General features: G+C 52.9%; 10 protein-coding genes and 1 tRNA gene. 9 read left to right on the top strand and 2 right to left on the bottom strand.

The genetic code is table 11. The features are described 5' to 3' along the window. Nucleotides 1–29 precede the first annotated feature (29 nt). From RXV90_RS21410 to RXV90_RS21395, 4 genes are all read left to right on the top strand, one after another. Nucleotides 30–998 (top strand): DNA-primase RepB domain-containing protein, encoded by a 969-nt coding sequence (locus RXV90_RS21410; protein WP_316651629.1) that lies wholly within the window; start codon nucleotides 30–32, stop codon nucleotides 996–998. Then, the gene (locus tag RXV90_RS21405) at nucleotides 988–1965 is read left to right on the top strand and encodes an AAA family ATPase (protein WP_316651627.1); all 978 of its coding nucleotides are present in this window, start codon (nucleotides 988–990) and stop codon (nucleotides 1963–1965) included. The genes RXV90_RS21410 and RXV90_RS21405 overlap by 11 nt, the downstream gene beginning before the upstream one ends. A gap of 211 nt (nucleotides 1966–2176) precedes the next feature. Continuing rightward, nucleotides 2177–2560, top strand: a complete 384-nt coding sequence (locus RXV90_RS21400) for a hypothetical protein (RefSeq protein ID WP_316651625.1) — start codon at nucleotides 2177–2179, stop codon at nucleotides 2558–2560. Nucleotide 2561: 1 nt separating this feature from the next. Further along, complete coding sequence (locus RXV90_RS21395) at nucleotides 2562–2849, top strand: hypothetical protein (RefSeq protein WP_316651623.1); 288 nt, start codon at nucleotides 2562–2564, stop codon at nucleotides 2847–2849. Between the two features lie 625 nt (nucleotides 2850–3474). Here the strand turns inward: RXV90_RS21395 and RXV90_RS21390 are convergent. Next, entirely contained in the window at nucleotides 3475–6186 is a 2712-nt protein-coding gene (locus RXV90_RS21390; protein WP_316651621.1) for an ATP-binding domain-containing protein, read from the bottom strand. A gap of 606 nt (nucleotides 6187–6792) precedes the next feature. On the opposite strand from RXV90_RS21390, the gene RXV90_RS21385 reads away from it, so the two are divergent. From RXV90_RS21385 to RXV90_RS21365, 5 genes are read left to right on the top strand one after another with little or no spacing between them, the layout of a single operon-like run. Further along, nucleotides 6793–10068, top strand: a complete 3276-nt coding sequence (locus RXV90_RS21385) for a helicase-related protein (RefSeq protein WP_316651619.1) — start codon at nucleotides 6793–6795, stop codon at nucleotides 10066–10068. A gap of 2 nt (nucleotides 10069–10070) precedes the next feature. Next, nucleotides 10071–10745, top strand: a complete 675-nt coding sequence (locus RXV90_RS21380; RefSeq protein WP_316651617.1) for a DUF4391 domain-containing protein — start codon at nucleotides 10071–10073, stop codon at nucleotides 10743–10745. A 10-nt stretch (nucleotides 10746–10755) separates the two neighbouring features. Continuing rightward, the gene (locus RXV90_RS21375) at nucleotides 10756–12648 is read left to right on the top strand and encodes a site-specific DNA-methyltransferase (protein WP_316651615.1); all 1893 of its coding nucleotides are present in this window, start codon (nucleotides 10756–10758) and stop codon (nucleotides 12646–12648) included. Nucleotides 12649–12658: 10 nt separating this feature from the next. Beyond that, nucleotides 12659–15697 (top strand): type III restriction-modification system endonuclease, encoded by a 3039-nt coding sequence (locus RXV90_RS21370; RefSeq protein WP_316651614.1) that lies wholly within the window; start codon nucleotides 12659–12661, stop codon nucleotides 15695–15697. After that, a complete protein-coding gene (locus tag RXV90_RS21365) occupies nucleotides 15697–16422 on the top strand; it encodes a hypothetical protein (protein WP_316651611.1) in 726 nt (241 codons plus the stop codon). Before RXV90_RS21370 ends, RXV90_RS21365 begins: the two co-directional genes overlap by 1 nt. Before the next feature lie 154 nt (nucleotides 16423–16576). Here RXV90_RS21365 and RXV90_RS21360 read toward each other — a convergent pair. Further along, a tRNA-Met gene (locus RXV90_RS21360) sits at nucleotides 16577–16653 on the bottom strand. Between the last annotated feature and the right edge of the window lie 17 nt (nucleotides 16654–16670).

Below are 16670 nucleotides of genomic sequence, written 5' to 3'. Positions count from 1 at the left end.
ACTCAACGAAATCTTAAAGGAGAACTACCATGCAAGATTGCATGCACGATGAAGCTCGTCCTGAAGACTGGATTGAAGCGTCCATAGATTTTTTACAGACGCTTTGGGAGGCGCACGAAAGCCAGGGCTACGTCTTTTTAGGCACGAAATCTGTGAAGGATACTCGCTGGAGCGATCACTCGTTTGAACTACCTGTATTCGACCAAGAACTTCGAGACTTTTTCGAAGAACACCCGCGCGAGAAATACGACATATATTTCTGCGCAAACGCGTTCGCGACGACACGTCGTTTGAAGTCCACGGCGCTACCTACACGCTTCGCTTGTGTTGACGTGGATGAGGCGCCACTCCATGAGTTCCGGCCTGAGCCGACTCTCGCGTGGAGGACATCCCCAGGACGAACTCAGGGGATTTGGGTCTTCAAGGATAGCCTTCCGGTTAGGCACGCGGAACAGATCGCCCGCAACCTAGCGTACAACTATGGTGCCGATCGTGGCGGATGGAGCGTCACAAAGTATTTGCGCCTGCCCTACACCTACAACCACAAACCCGCATATGACCGACCCGAAGTTGAGATTTGCTACTTCTGTGACGATCCATTGGGATATGCAAACATTGCTCCCATTTTTGTTCCTGAAGATCGGAGGAAATCTCCAATCAATAAGAGGCGCAGTGGCAAACGGAGGAATTATTCTGGCCGAAAGCTTCCTACCGGCCGAAAGCATGCTAAGAGAATTCTCGCCAAGTATGGACACCAGTTACCGCTCATGCCGCGCTCTTTCCTCGGCCATGATGCTCTCCTCTTCCCGGATCGAAGCAAGGCCATCTATTCCATAGTGGCAGGTCTTTATCAGGTCGGCGCAAAGCGGCGACATATAGAGATAGCCACCTGGAACAGCGTCTACTTCCAGCACAAGTACGGTCTTGATCGCAAAGCTCTCGATGCAGAAGTGACCCGGATTATTGAAAAGCTGGAGGGGGGTTCCAATGCCTCGTGAATTCACCCTTCTAAGCAACGTGGAACGGAAAGAAGTTGAGTGGCTCTGGGAGCCACTCATACCACGCGGCATGATGACTATTCTTGAAGGCGATCCTGACGTCGGAAAATCCTATTTGGCCATGCATATCGCCAGTGTTGTGTCTCAAGGCGGCACGCTGCCGAACGGAGCGAAGCTGAAACCTGGCAAGGTTTTGTACTTCAGCCAAGAGGACGACCCGGCTTATACGATCCGACCGCGCGTCGAAGACATGGGCGGCGACCTCAAGCGTGTCAAAGTGCACACCGGAGACTCCATATTCGATGAAGCCGGTATTTCAGTTCTGAGGCGTGAGGTACGGCGTTGGAACCCAGACCTTATCATTGTAGACCCGCTTGTGGCCTATATCGACGCTTCGACGGATTTCTATAAGTCCAACGAAGTACGGCCCATCTTGCGCGCACTGACGCAAATAGCAGAGCAAGGAAACTGTGCGCTTTTGCCGATCCGACATTTGGTAAAGACGAAAACGACGAAGGCCCTTTACCAGGGCGGGGGGTCGATGGACTTTATTGCCTTCGTGCGGTCGGCGTTGAGAGTTGCACAACACCCCGACGATCTCGACCGGCGTGTCCTCGCGCACTTTAAGCACAATCTCTCACAGCGTGGCGAAAGTCTTATGTATGAGATTGTCAAACAGGGTCCAGGGAAGCGTCCGCGTGTCGAATGGAAAGGCACCACCGGCATTTCGATCGAAGATTTGCACGATGGACCTGGCAAGCAACCCAGTGAACTGGATCGCGCCATGTCATTCCTTCGCCAATACCTGGCTAACGGGCCCGTGGCGGCAAAAGACGTTGAGCTGCAAGCGGAAGCGAAGAGTTTGTCCAAGCGTACACTCGATCGCGCAAAAGAAGCTCTTTCCGTGAAGTCCGAAAAGAAGAAGAACGCATGGTTCTGGTCTTTGGACGAAGCCAGTCACGAATGAACGCCAGAGTTGCATACGGGAAATGATGGCTGTCTTGGCGTTCTTCATGTGAAGTTCGCCAAGATTGCCATTTTTTTTCGATATCGTTTTTGGCAAACGAAAAGATGGCATTCGGCGAATTGACGCCAATTGCACCATTTAGATATGAAGGCGATTTTCTTAATATCCCTTCGAAATCCTTCTGTGACCACAAGCCAGGGATATGCAGGACATGGCTATGCCGGCGCACATACCGACCGACGAGCAACGACACATTGTCGAAGTGCTGGTCGCGGGCGGCACTCCGAAAACGACGATCGCAAAAGCCATGGGCATTGGAATGAATACGCTGCGACGGCATTACAAGAACGAGCTGGAAAGCGGTCTCGAGCTCGCCAACGCCAAAGTGGTGCGCCGGTTGTTTCGATTGATTGAACAGGGGTCGACACCGGCGACGATCTTCTGGCTGAAGACACGCGCAGGTTGGAAGGAGGGACAGACGGTGGAGATCGAACAGAAACAAGACCAACAGCCGTATGACTTCTCGAAGCTGTCAGACCAGGAACGCGCAGACCTACGCATCAAGCTAGAAACTGTCGTCGGACGGAGGCACTGACATGATGGCACATCCTCCAATCAGTAGTTACGACATGAAGCTTCAGTGCTATGTCCGCGAGATCAGCTATTGCTCCGAAACAGGCACCGGCATGCTCGTGACATATGCAGATACCTGCCCTGATATGTCCGCCTGTATCCAGATGTTCGAAGAGCTGATGCCCACAGTAGCGGAGATTTGGGTCTCTCACTGGATTTCTGGCGTAACCGTGATGAACACAGTGTATCGGCGCCTTGACGGCAAGTGGCGGGTATTCGTGCCGAAGTTTCGCTCCGGGAAGCGACGCTAGACGCGCTGAGATCGCCTGTGAGGGCCCTTTCAGCGATTTCGCGATACGACCCTCATCAAAACGCATTTCTGGCGATCCTGCCGCGCCTCATGGCCATCGCAATTGCACTCCAGCTGCAGACGTTTGACCGCGACATTGGGACAAATGGTCCGCGTGTCATGATCCAGACTCGCAGAAAATCAGTCACTTGCTAAGTATTGCCCGAAGCGACACGCGAACCTCATATCAGTCCGTCGTCACCCAAGGCGCGGGTGATCTCTGAGTCTGACCAAGCAGTTATGCGCAGGTCGAAGGTCTCAGGGTAACGGGCTGGGTTGGATATGGGTGACACTCTCCGAACTTCGTCCGAATGGGTCATTCGCGAAGACTGCCACGGCTGCGGGTGAGAGAGCCCAAGAGGAGCCAACAGGCCGGGTTGAGCTTAGCTGCGATGCTGGCATTCGCGCCACCGGCGCGGCCGCTTCAGAAGTCCAAAAAGTCCAGCCGGATCTCCCCGCGAGGTCTTCCACAGGCGCCGGGAGGAATTTCCAAAATTTGAGATTCGGGTCTGCACCCATTCAACCGATCGATGCGACCATACGACCAATGCAATGTTTCACAGGCAAAGGTCGAAGCCTCACCTCCTCTACGACCAGGAGTCTCTGAAGTGACCTTTGAGCGGTGCTACCGCTTCCGGAACATCTCGCGCAAAGGTCACGCCCAAGTAAGTCGCAGCGCGTGTTGCGCCGACATAAAGATACTTTGAGAACAGGTCAGGCAGCTTCGCGATTGTCTCGTCGAGACCCACGAAGAAGACTCCTTCAAACTCGAGCCCTTTGATGTGCCGGATGTCGAACACCCGGACATCCCGATCATTGCCCACATCACGGCCATCGCGACACGCGACCGCAGCGAGTGAGATTTCCTCTAAGCGCTTGTTCAACGCCTCTGCGAGTGGTTGCACTTGGTCCTCGCTGTTCACCAGGACCGCAATCGTGGTGGCCTGGCGCACCATGCCATCGATCTCAGATATTCTTTGAAATAGCCAATCAGCGATGCGCTCGTAATCACCTAACTCTGTCGCCCAGACAGGGGCGACGCCTTCGATATCCACCCTATCCGGCAATACGGTCTCATCGGCAGATGCACCGCCGATTGCAGCGATGGATTTTGCCAACTCAACCAGCTTTGCACTTTGCCTGTAGGAGACGGTTATCGTTTTGGTCTGAATGTCACGATCTACCCAAGACAAGAGCTTCGCGCTTTTGATCCCCCAAGCTGTCAGGCGCTGGTTCATGTCGCCGCATAGAAAGAACGAACGCATGGCCGGATGCGCGAGTTCATACATGCAGGCAAGCTGTACCGGTGAGAAATCGGTCGCTTCATCCACAAGGATCTGGGCCCGAAAAAGATCTCGTACAGCGCCCAGCAGACCGCTGTCAGGGAGATCAAGATCTGGTGTGTTCCGATAACCCTCAATAAGGCGACCCGCGATCCGCAACGATGCAAGCGTCAACAGGTCGAGTTCTTGCCAATGGAGATCTGCTGATTTCTCGGGAAGACCGTTATACCACTTACCGGCGTCAGAGCGCTCTCGCCTAAAGGCCTTGTACGCTCTCGGAATCGCTCTGAGGACAAGCCGCTCGATTGACGCAAAACGTTGAAGCACGCGCTGCTCGAGGACCAATGTTCCCAGCGCAATAATATCCTCTTCGGGGGGGACGCGATCAGGTCCGAGCCAACTAAGCAAGATTCCATTACGTGAGTTCTTGGGGACGCTGCGCCGACGCGCTCGTGCGAGCGCAAGCGCTTGAATTGCCGCGCGATAGCGCTTTGCGGCCTGAGTTCGGCTGACCGATCGTCCGGTCGGAAGCTCGCTCTCCTCATCCTCGTCAATCGCGAGATCAGGGTCTTCGTCGTCGACCTCCTGCTGTGCCAATTCGCGATCGATACGGGTTAGTTCTTCTTGAAGTCTCGTGATGAAATCCCGGTCATCATGCGCCAGCTTGTTCTGTGCCCTTGTAAAGATGCGCCCAACCGCATCGCGTCGCGTTTCAACAAGCGCACGGATGGTGTCCTGTGCGTTCCGAAAATTGAGAACATCAGCGCCCTCAATACCGCTGCGCAGCGGCTCCACGAGCGCCTCGAAATCCTGCGCGATCCGGGACAACTCCGGGTCTTTGGAGCTGCGAAGATCACCTAGGCTTTCGGACAGATCACTAACGATGGAGGCAGTTAAGTAGTTCTCGAAGTCGTCGTACCAGGAGGCACTGTCGATCGTATCAGGCGCCATGTGATCATCGCTGACGCGCTCGACGAAAGGGCCGGCGCCCGTGCTTGTTCTAAGAATCTGCAAATGATCGCGAGCGATCTCACGCCGATATTCGCCCCAGGTGCGTATATGATCGTCTGAGGCGGCCTGACCCTCGCGCGCGAATGCCTCTTTGACGTACTGTCGAAGCAGTTCGGTCGGCGAAAACATGATCCAGTTTGAGGCATGGGGACGAGTGGCCTCGCGCTCGACCCTCTGAATACTAGCTAGTTCTTCCGGCACTTCTTGGAGGGCGGCGAGATCTGTTTTTTGTCCCAGCCGGCGGATAAGCGTCGTCGTCTTTCCTGTTCCTGGCGGGCCAGACAAGAAGCACCGGCTATTGATCGGCAACCGGAAAATCTCGTCTTGGTGTTTGTCCAGAATAGGCTGATCGCGCAGCCCCATCTGACTGAGAATTGCGCGACGGAGCCCTTCGATAATCGTAGCGTCGTCGGCATCATCGAGCCATGCCGCGTCAAGCTCAGCGTCATCGAAATCAGGGGCCTTCTCGAGCAGTGCCCGCAATGACAGCACCGTGAGATTGCCGAACTCTTGGCTCGCGATTTCTGCATCTTCCGCGTCCCACAGCCCGTCTGATTGTTTCGGAAGGACCCGAGCAGTCGCATCAACAAGCAGATCGTGTTCGCCGCCACCGATGGAGAAAGTTTCTTCATCTCCCGGCTCGAGCGTCGCCAACCTACCAAGGCGCGTTCGAGAGCTCGCTATCTTGAAGCCTTCAACAGGCCGTGGTTGCCCCCGGGTTATGTAGAGAACACCCGGTTCATCGTTTTCGTCCAAGTACTGGACGCGCGCAATGATGGGCTGCTTCAGAAGCGCGTGCAGGGCTTCTCTTTCAGCTGAGTTGATCGCGCCAAGATTTTTGACCTGGTTAGCGCTCGTGAACGTATTCACAGCAGCGAAAGCCTGAGGCCCAGACTTCCAGGGCCGTTTCAACTGATCCGAGGCATCCTTAGCGACGGCTTCGATGCAGTTGAGGGTGTCTCTCGATGTCTCCCGAAGGAAGCTTTCTCGGTTCAAATCGGTCATTTCTCTAGGCATTTATCAATAAGTGTTTGGTCGAGTTAGCGCCCAAATATAGCGAAAGTTTGACCCATGGGTTAGGGCGTACGCCGCACCCTTCGGCTAAACGCCCAACTTTCCAGCTAGCGCTCGGGACCGAAGCCTTCCAGCTAGTAGGAAGGATTTTCCAAGTTCGCAGTTCGGGCGCTATGCACCCCAAAAACCGCGCAAGACACGGTCCTGAAAATGCCACAAATGATTGAAAAGTGGAGGCTTACTTCGAGCTCGGATTGGAAAACGATGAACAATGAAGTCAACTTCTGAAGGCGCGTGCCAATAGAGCCTGGCAATCTAGAGCTAGGGAGAGAGTATAAAACGAAGAGACCTGCAAGTGGTCTGCCGGTTTGCGAACTTCTGGATGTTCGATACGCCGGATAGCGAGTTTCGGAGGCTGCTTGAGTGCGTTCGAAAAGGTCAGGAGTAACTCCGAGAACACGATTAAAGCCCCGCTCTAAGTCAAACTTGACCGAGTACGCCGCAGCCAAGATAGCTCAGGTCATGGACTAGGTGACGACCACAATCCGGCGACGAGGAAAGTTTTGAACTGCAACGCTGCTATCAACAAGAAATGTGATGAAAATAATTGACAATTCGACATCTTTGCTCGGTGATGAGCTTAAAGAGAATATAGGACGAGGATCAAAGCTCAAGATTGCTGCGTCTTGTTTTTCTATTTATGCCTATGAGGAGCTTAAATCAGAGCTTTCAAAGATTGATAGCCTCCAATTTATTTTTACCACTCCGACTTTCGTGCCCAGCGAAGTGACTGACAAAATTAGAAAGGAGCGCCGCGAATTCTTCATTCCGAAGGGGGTGCAGGAAAGCACGATCTACGGAACCGAGTTCGAGATTCAACTCCGCAACAAATTGAACCAAAAGGCCATTGCAAAAGAGTGCGCCGCTTGGGTTCGCAAGAAAGCAAGGTTCAAGTCCAATACGACCAAGTCGGCTATGCAGCAGTTCATTCATCTGGATGGGGTGCAAGACAGCAGGGCCTATATGCCGATAAGTGGGTTTACGGCGCCTGACTTGGGCTACCAGCAAGGCAATGCTGTATCCAATTTCGTGACAGAATTCGATGAGGCTTCACACACGGACATGTATCTTCAGCTCTTCAACGAAATTTGGAGGGATGCGGAAAAGGTCCAAGATGTCACAGAAGAAATCTGTTCGTATATTGAAAATGTGTACCAGGAGAATTCTCCGGAGCGCATTTACTTCTTAATGCTCTACAATATCTTCCACGACTTCCTGGATGAAGTTGATGAGGATGTACTTCCGAATGATCTGACAGGATACAAGGAAAGTCTCGTTTGGCACAAATTGTTCAATTACCAGAGAGATGCCGCAACAGGCATTATAAATAAGCTTGAAACCCATAATGGATGTATCTTGGCCGACAGTGTCGGGCTCGGAAAGACCTTCACGGCTTTGGCGGTCATTAGGTACTATGAATTGCGCAACCGCGCAGTCCTGGTCCTGTGTCCGAAGAAGCTGGCCGACAATTGGCGTAACTATAACACGAACCTGAAGACTAACATCTTCGCTCGCGATAGGTTCAATTACGATGTGCTTTGCCACACGGACTTGTCTCGGACAAGTGGCGAGAGCTTTGGGATTCCACTAAACCGGGTTAATTGGGGCAACTATGATCTCGTCGTGATCGATGAGAGCCACAACTTCCGCAATAACGACATCTATAAAGATCGGGAGACCCGCTATCAAAAACTGATGAACAAGGTCATTCGGGACGGCGTAAAGACGAAAGTTCTCATGTTGTCTGCAACGCCTGTAAACAACAGGTTCAATGATCTGCGGAACCAGCTGGCCTTGGCTTACGAAGGAGAGTCCGAGAACCTCAGCCGCAATCTCAAGAGCAAAAACAGCATAGAAGAAATCTTTCGCCGCGCTCAAAAGGCCTTCAATGCCTGGGCCGAGCTGCCGCCGGATCAACGCACGGCCGCTTCAATTCTAAAGACACTCGACTTCGACTTCTTTGAGTTGCTCGACGCTGTGACCATCGCGCGGTCCCGCAAACACATCCAGTCGTTCTACGACACCACGGATATTGGCCACTTCCCGACCCGCCTTAAGCCGAAGTCTTTCCATTGCCCGATTACACGTCGCGAGGACGTTCTTGGGCTCAATGAAATTTTCGCTCAGCTTTCCGTGCTAAAACTCGCTGTTTATGCACCGATCAGCTACATCCTTCCGAGCCGTTTGGCCAAGTACGAAGAGATGTACGACACAACGACAGAAGGCGGGCGTGGCAAGCTGAGGCAGCTGGATCGGGAGCGCAGTCTGCAAGCGCTCATGACCACAAACCTTCTAAAGCGCCTTGAGAGCTCTGTTGAGGCGTTCCGTCTGACGCTCAAATCTCTCGCTGGCAACATTGGGCGGACACTTGATGCTATCAATGAGTTTGAGCAGTCCGGTGGGGATGCCGCTGTGTCGGACCTTACTGCGGGCCTGGATGACTTCGCCAGTGAAGATGACGATCTTGAAGGCTTCGATGAGTTTACCGTCGGCAAGAAGGTCAAGATCAGCCTGGCGGATATGGACCTTCCTTCCTGGAAGCATGAGTTGGAGTCGGACAAGTATCTGATCGACGACCTGATCTCCTCTATGAAACGTGTCAAACCAGAGGATGACGCCAAGCTCCAACATTTGAAGGAGTTGATAGAAGCCAAGATCGATAGTCCGCTCAACTCAGGCAACAAGAAGGTCATTATCTTCACCGCCTTCGCGGATACTGCGAACTACCTGTATGAAAACCTTGCCCCAGCGATCTTGGCAGAGCGGGGGCTCCATTCCGGCAAGGTGACTGGCTCAGGCTCGCCACAGACCACACTCAAGAAGCATTTTGACTTCCAATTGGTGCTCACGCTCTTCTCACCTCGGTCAAAAGAGAAATCGTTGGTGATGCCGAATGAAGATGCCGAGCTGGACATACTGATCGGCACAGACTGCATTTCTGAAGGCCAGAACCTTCAGGACTGCGATTTCTTGGTTAACTATGACATCCACTGGAACCCAGTTCGGGTGATCCAGCGGTTCGGACGCATTGATCGCATCGGCTCCCCAAATACCCAAATCCAGCTCGTGAACTACTGGCCCGACATCACGTTGGACCAGTACATCAACCTGAAAGAGCGGGTCGAAAACCGCATGGTGATCACAGACATCACGGCCACGGGTGATGATAATGTGCTGACGGCGAAGAGTACTGACATCGCCTACCGCAAGGACCAGCTGAAGCGCCTTCAGGAAGAGGTCATTGAGCTCGAAGACGTAAAGACCGGCGTCTCAATCACAGACCTCGGTCTGAACGATTTCCGGATGGACCTCCTCAACTACGTCAAGGAGAACGGCGATCTTTCCAAGACGCCCAACGGGCTTCATGCGGTTGTTCCTGCACAACCCGATCGTGGCCTGCTGCCTGGTGTGATCTTTGCGCTGAAGAACATCCACGACACCGTGAACGTCAATCAGCAGAACCGTCTCCACCCCTACTATCTCACCTACATCAACCGGGAAGGTGAGGTTATTGCAGACCACACCGAGGTGAAGCGCCTACTCGACCTGATCCGCACCAGCTGCAAAGGCCAATCGGAGCCAATTAACGAAGTCTGCCGCCTGTTCAACGACGAGACGCACGACGGGAAGCACATGGAGCGGTACTCGGAGCTGCTGAGTTCGGCTATCCGATCCATGATCGAGGTGAAGGAAGAGCGGGACATTGACAGCCTTTTCGGCGGTGGCAAGACGTCCGCGCTTGTCCACACAATAGCTGGTCTCGACGACTTCGAGTTGATTGCCTTCCTCGTCGTTCAAGACGTCGGAGGCTGATTGTGCTGTTTGCCTATCCAAGGTCGGCCCAGTTTGGCCGAGTGATCCCGAAGTCAAAGATCTACGAACACGCCGATGCAAAGACGGCGCTGAAGGACAAGTTTGTCTCCGAGGTTGACCAGATCGTCTGGGCCTACAAGCTCGCACCTGAAACGATCAACCTCAGCGCAGCGAAGCACGTCAACGAAATTCAGGTGTTCAATGTGCGCCTGCGAGAACAAAGGGTCAGCGAAGACGTGCTGCGAGCTATGGATCGGGCGATCCCGTTTCCGATCATCTTCGAGCTTGCCCACCAAGCCAAGCGCCGCACGGTTGCAGCCTTCAAGCGTCCAAACGAGGCCGACAAATCGAAGTGGGTTGTCAGCGACTATTTCTCGTCAGAATGGGTGGCTGAAGATGTCGAGCGTACTGCCTTGCCTGTATCGCTCGATCTTGCTGGGTTGTATGACAAACTCATCACGGCGCTCATGCCTGTTGCTCCCAAGGAAGAGGAGGACATTCAGGCCCGCGTTGATCGTGTTGAAGCGATCGGAGCCAAAGAGCATGAAGTCGCCAAAATCCAAGCCAAGTTGGCGAAAGAAAAACAGTTCAATCGCAAGGTGGAAATAAACAAAGCCTTGCGCACCGCAAAACAAGAGCTGGCGCTGCTAAAGGCTGCCGACAGCCTTTTCGAGTAGGAGGAAGATTATGGACAAGCTGAAGATGCATAGTGCCGACGTTAGCCAAGCAAACATTGCAGCCATTGCAGAGCTCTTTCCCAACTGTGTTACGGAATCCTGGGATAAAGACTTGGGCAAGAATCGTCTCGCCATAGATTTTCAATTACTACAACAGGAACTTAGTGATTACTTGGTAGAGGCGGCATCCGAGCGATACTCGCTTAACTGGCCAGGCAAACGAGAGGCCCTTATCGTTTCCAATGCCCCAATTGGAAAGACTCTGAGGCCAGCGCCAAGTGAAAGCATGTTGTTCGAAAATACAGGAAACCTCTTCATTGAGGGTGATAATGCTGATGCATTAAAACTACTCCTTCAAGGGTATATTGGATCTGTGAAGCTGATCTATATCGATCCTCCATATAACACTGGCAATGATTTCGTTTACGATGATCAGTTTGCGCAAGGTTCAAGGGAGTACCTAGAGAGCTCACTTCAAAAGGATACTCAAGGAAATCGACTTGTAGCAAATACAAGCTCGAATGGTAGATTCCATTCGGACTGGTTGTCGATGATGTATCCAAGGCTGCGCCTAGCAAAAACCCTTCTAAGGGAAGATGGCGTCATAGCCATAAGTATTGACGATGAAGAAGTAAGCAACCTCCGTACAATTTGTGATGAGGTGTTCGGTCGAGAAAACTTCATCGCACAATTTGTTTGGAAATCTCGCGTCAGCGAAGACACTAGAGCGACGACCGGGGTCTCAACAGATCATGAGTACATTGTTTGCTATGCCAGAAGTGATGCGGCACGTTTTCGTGGTGCAGAAAAGGACTTTGATAAATTTTCCAATCCCGACAGTGATCCACGTGGACCTTGGCGTTCCGCGGACTTAACGGGGCTCGCTACGAAAGCAGCACGACCAAATCTTCACTATGACCTTATCGATCCAGAGACCGGTACCAACTACGGCTGCCCACCAAAAGGTTGGCGGTATGAACCTGCTACAATGAAGCAAAAGATTGAAGAGGGGCGCATCCTATTTCCAACAAGTAAAGATGGTAGGCCGAGACACAAGCTGTTCCTCCATGAGATGAAGAGTTTATTCAAGAATATATCATCTGTAATTACTGAATTCAGCACGGCTGATGGGACCCGTGAGCTAAATGCGTTGATGGGCGGCGTGGCATTCACTTTCCCAAAGCCAACTGCGTTAATACAGCTTTTTGTTGAACAGCTGACCGAAAAGAACGATATCATTGTTGACTTTTTCGCTGGATCAGGAACCACCGCTGAGGCTGTTTTTAGACAATGTGCCTTCGACGGTATGTCGCGCCAATTTGTATTAATTCAGTTGCCTGAAGAACTTGATAGTAAGAATTCTTCACAAGGTGCGGCTGCAGAACTCTGCGACAAGCTGGGCGTACCACGAAACATCGCGGAGCTCTCTAAAGAGCGTATTCGCCGCGCTGGAAAGAATGTACTCACTGGCGAGTGCCATACTGATTGGAACCGTGACGTCGGATTTAGGGTGCTGAAGGTCGACACATCCAACATGCAGGACGTCTACTACACTCCCGACCAGACCGACCAAAAGAGCCTGCTGGGCGCCGTAGACAACATCAAACCAGACCGCACATCCGAAGACCTTCTCTTCCAAGTTCTCGTCGACTGGGGCGTAGACCTGACGCTGCCCATCAGAAGGGAGACGATCCATGACAAGAAGGTCTACTTCGTCGATGAAAACGCTTTGGCTGCTTGTTTCGAAACCGGTGTGACCGAAGAGCTCGTCAAAAAACTCGCTACCCGAGAACCGCTTCGCGTGGTGTTCCGGGACAACGGCTTTGTCAACGACGCCGTGAAGATCAACGTGGAGCAAATCTTCAAGCAGCTCTCGCCCATGACTGACGTTAAAGCAATCTGAGGGCGCTGGCATGAAACTGAAGTTCAAGGTCCAAGCCTATCAGACGGATGCTGTCGAGGCGGTTGTCGACTGCTTTGCGGGCCAACCGCGCAGCGATCGCATCACCTACCGCATTGACCCAGGTCGCTCAAAACAGATCAGAGCAGAAGAAGAAGGCTTCAAGAACGCCGACCTACAGCTACCGAAAACTGAGGTTCTGCAAAACATCCAAGCTGTTCAGCGCCGCCAGAACCTGCCGATATCGGACAAGCTGATTTCGAGCGCTGGCTGTGACTACAACCTCGACACGGAGATGGAGACCGGGACCGGCAAGACGTACTGCTACATCAAGACAATCTTCGAGATGAACAAGCGGTACGGCTGGTCGAAGTTCATCGTCATGGTGCCCAGCATCGCAATCCGCGAGGGTGTCCATAAGTCCCTTCAGATTACCGCCGAGCACTTTGCCGAGACCTATCAGAAGAAAGCGCGGTTCTTCGTCTACAACTCCAAGCGCCTGCACGAGCTTGAAAGCTTTTCGAGCGACGCTGGTATCAACATCATGGTGATCAACACCCAGGCCTTTGCTGCGAAGGGCAAGGATCAGCGTCGTATCTACATGGAGCTGGACGACTTCCAGTCGCGTCGCCCCATCGACGTGATTTCGCGAAACCGGCCCATACTGATCCTCGACGAGCCGCAAAAGATGGAGGGGAAGGCGACAACCAAGTCGTTGGAAGAGTTCAACCCTCTGATGATCCTGCGCTATTCGGCCACCCATAAGACGCAGCACAACAATGTGCATCGTTTGGATGCGCTGGACGCTTTCAACCAAAAACTCGTGAAGAAGATCGCGGTACGTGGCATTCAGACACGCGGCCTCGCTGGCACGGCACCATACTTGTATCTCGAAGGCATCGAGGTTTCGAAGAAGGCGCCAGTCGCCAGGATCGAAATGGAAGTCAAGCTCGCGACAGGAGAGATCAAACGTCAGCTGAAGCGCTTGGAGTTTGGCCGTGACCTGCTGACCTTATCAAATGGCCTTCAAGCTTACAGCGGCTTCACGATCTCACAGATCGACGCGAACAAAGACGCTGTTGAGTTCTCGAATGGTTTTGAACTGCGAGCTGGTGAGGCGACGCAGGACATTTCTGAAGAGCACATGCGGCGCATTCAAATCCGCGAAACCATCCGTGCGCATTTCGAGCGGGAACAGCAACTGTACTCGCAGGGTATCAAGGTACTCTCGCTCTTCTTCATCGACACTGTGGCCAGGTATCGTGACTACGATGTTGAAGATACCAAGGGCGACTATGCTCGTGTTTTTGAGGAAGAGTACGAGCAACTCCGAAAGGAGTACTTGGAGACTCTTGCCCTAGAGCATCAAGAATACCGAGAGTTCCTGGAGCGCGACCCCGTCGACAAAGTGCATGAGGGGTATTTTTCCATCGACAAAAACAAGCGCCTTGTCGACCCAAGCGTAAAGAAGACAGGGGAAGAGAAGGGCCTGTCCGATGACGAAGATGCCTATGACCTTATCCTGCGGGACAAGGAGCGGCTGCTGTCTCAGGACGAGCCCGTTCGCTTCATCTTCTCTCACTCGGCTCTGCGTGAGGGATGGGACAACCCGAACGTTTTTACAATGTGCATGCTGAAGCACAGCGACAACACGATTTCACGCCGCCAGGAAGTGGGGCGAGGGTTGCGGCTAAGCGTAGACCAGTCCGGTGAGCGCATCGATAACCCCGCACTTGTACATGACGTCAACGTTCTCACCGTTGTTGCCAGCGAGAGCTACAAGGACTTCGTTTCGAACCTTCAGAAAGAGATTTCCGAGGCTCTGGCATCCCGTCCACGCAAAGCCAACGAGGCATATTTCAAAGGGAAGGTGCTGCGTACACAGCATGGCGATGTGACCGTAACGCCGGACATGGCCGCCCAAATCGAGTTCTATCTGATCCAGAACGGATATGTGGATCACCAGCGCCAGGTCGTCGAAAAGTACCACCAGGCAAAGACAGAAGAGACGCTCGCTCCTTTGCCTGCAGATCTCGACGGTTTTGCTCCACAGGTTTTCCAGCTTGTTGATAGCGTCTTTAGCGCCGACGCTTTGGCACGCATCGTAGACGATGGCCGCAAACCGAAGACCAATCCGCTGAATGACAACTTCGAGAAGAAGGCCTTCAAGGAGCTCTGGGAGCGGATCAATCAGAAGGCCGTTTATCGGGTAGACTTCGATAGTGATGAGCTGGTCGAAAAGTGCATCCGAGCACTGAACAAAGAGCTCAATGTCACCCCCCTACAGTACACCGTCCAGACCGGTGCGCAGGGTGACAGCCTAACGGCTGAGCAGCTCACGGACGGCAAGAGTTTCAAGGTTAAGGAAACCCGCACGGAGTATGGGCAGTCTGCATTCTCAAGCGTGAAGTACGACTTGTTACTTGAGATTTCTGAGGACGCTCAGCTAACGCGGCAAACGGTTGCTCGCATCTTGGCCGGGATGGAGAAGGTCGTCTTTGATCAGTTTAAGAAGAACCCCGAGCAGTTCATTTCCGAAGCAACGCGGCTGATCAAAGAGCAAAAGGCAACCGTCATAATTGAGCGGCTGACATACGACGCCATTGATGATCGCTATGACACTGGAATCTTCACAGCAGCGCAGACAGGAAACGATTTCTCCAAGGCCACCGAGCAACTGAAGAAGCATGTCTTCGACTACGCTATCGTGGACAGTGACGTTGAGCGCCGCTTCGTTGCCGACCTAGATACGAGTGCAGAAGTTGTCGTGTATGCTAAGTTGCCTCGTGGTTTTCTAATCCCGACCCCCGTCGGCGACTATAATCCAGACTGGGCGATCTCTTTCGAAGAAGGCGCCATCAGGCACATCTACTTCGTGGCCGAAACCAAGGGCAGCATGTCCTCGATGAAGCTGCGTCCGAAGGAGCAAACCAAGATCGAATGTGCGCGGAAGTTCTTTGCAGAGATTAGCAAAGCAGGCCAGCCCAACAATGTCCGCTACGACGTTGTCGACAGTTACGGCAAGCTGATGGACTTGGTGGCGAGGCAGTGATGGCAATAGAAAGACCCTCTAGATTACAGGCGCTTGCCAGCAATCTCTCGAAGAACGAAAAGGCCCAAGTCTCATTCATGCAGGTCTTTGGCGAAGAGTACTTCGCTCGCCCGTTTGGTACGACGCCGAAAAGTGAGCTCGACTTGTTGATCTTCCGAGCCCTCGCTGCCGCGAAGCAGATCGACCCGAACGGACCAATTTTCTCGATAGCATCGGCCCTACAAATCACTCCCGCCAAGGCACGCAGCTTGCAGATGCAGTACTTTTTACGGGCCAACATCTCAGACGGTGAACTATCCGAGATGTTAGCGGAGGCCTTCGAGAAGACACGTCCCACTGTCGACAAGAACGATGTTCGTTTCGGTATAGAACAAACCTACCTCAGAGCTGCTCTCGAAGCGAAGATCAAAGAGCAGCAAATCTATGCTGACATCTCAGGGGAAGTTCTCCGCATACCTAAGGATCACTTCGGCGAGGCTATGGCGGCCCTACTTGACCCTGAACGCAAGGCAGCCTTTGAGAGAGCTCTGCGAGCCAGCGGAGTGAAAGTGAACGACGCTGTTGGGTTCTTCTCTCAGCTTCAGAAAGAATTCCTGGACGGCGTGAAAGGCAAGGCCATCGGGGAAGCTACCGATAAATTCTGGGAAACCCTTCGCGATGTTTTCTCAGGCGAAACGGACTATGGAACTCTGATCGAAGGTCTTGCTCAGGTCCTTGGCAGTTAGAACCTGGTTTCTCAAACTGACGAATTCGAAGCTACAAAAGGTTGCGCAAGATAACAGATCGTCAGCTGTCACCCAAATTGTCACCCACGGCATTCGATGATGCGCACGCTCGCACTTCGATCGGGTCTATGCGACTGATATAATTGGGAAGTTTTGGTAGCGGAGGAGGGACTTGAACCCCCGACACGCGGATTATGATTCCGCTGCTCTAACCAACTGAGCTACTCCGCCACGAGCGTTGGGGTTCC

It is taken from the genome of Ovoidimarina sediminis (assembly GCF_032586175.1).
In the GTDB taxonomy this organism is placed as follows: Bacteria; Pseudomonadota; Alphaproteobacteria; order Rhodobacterales; family Rhodobacteraceae; genus Ovoidimarina; species Ovoidimarina sediminis.
This window is presented reverse-complemented; position numbering and strand designations above follow the sequence as displayed.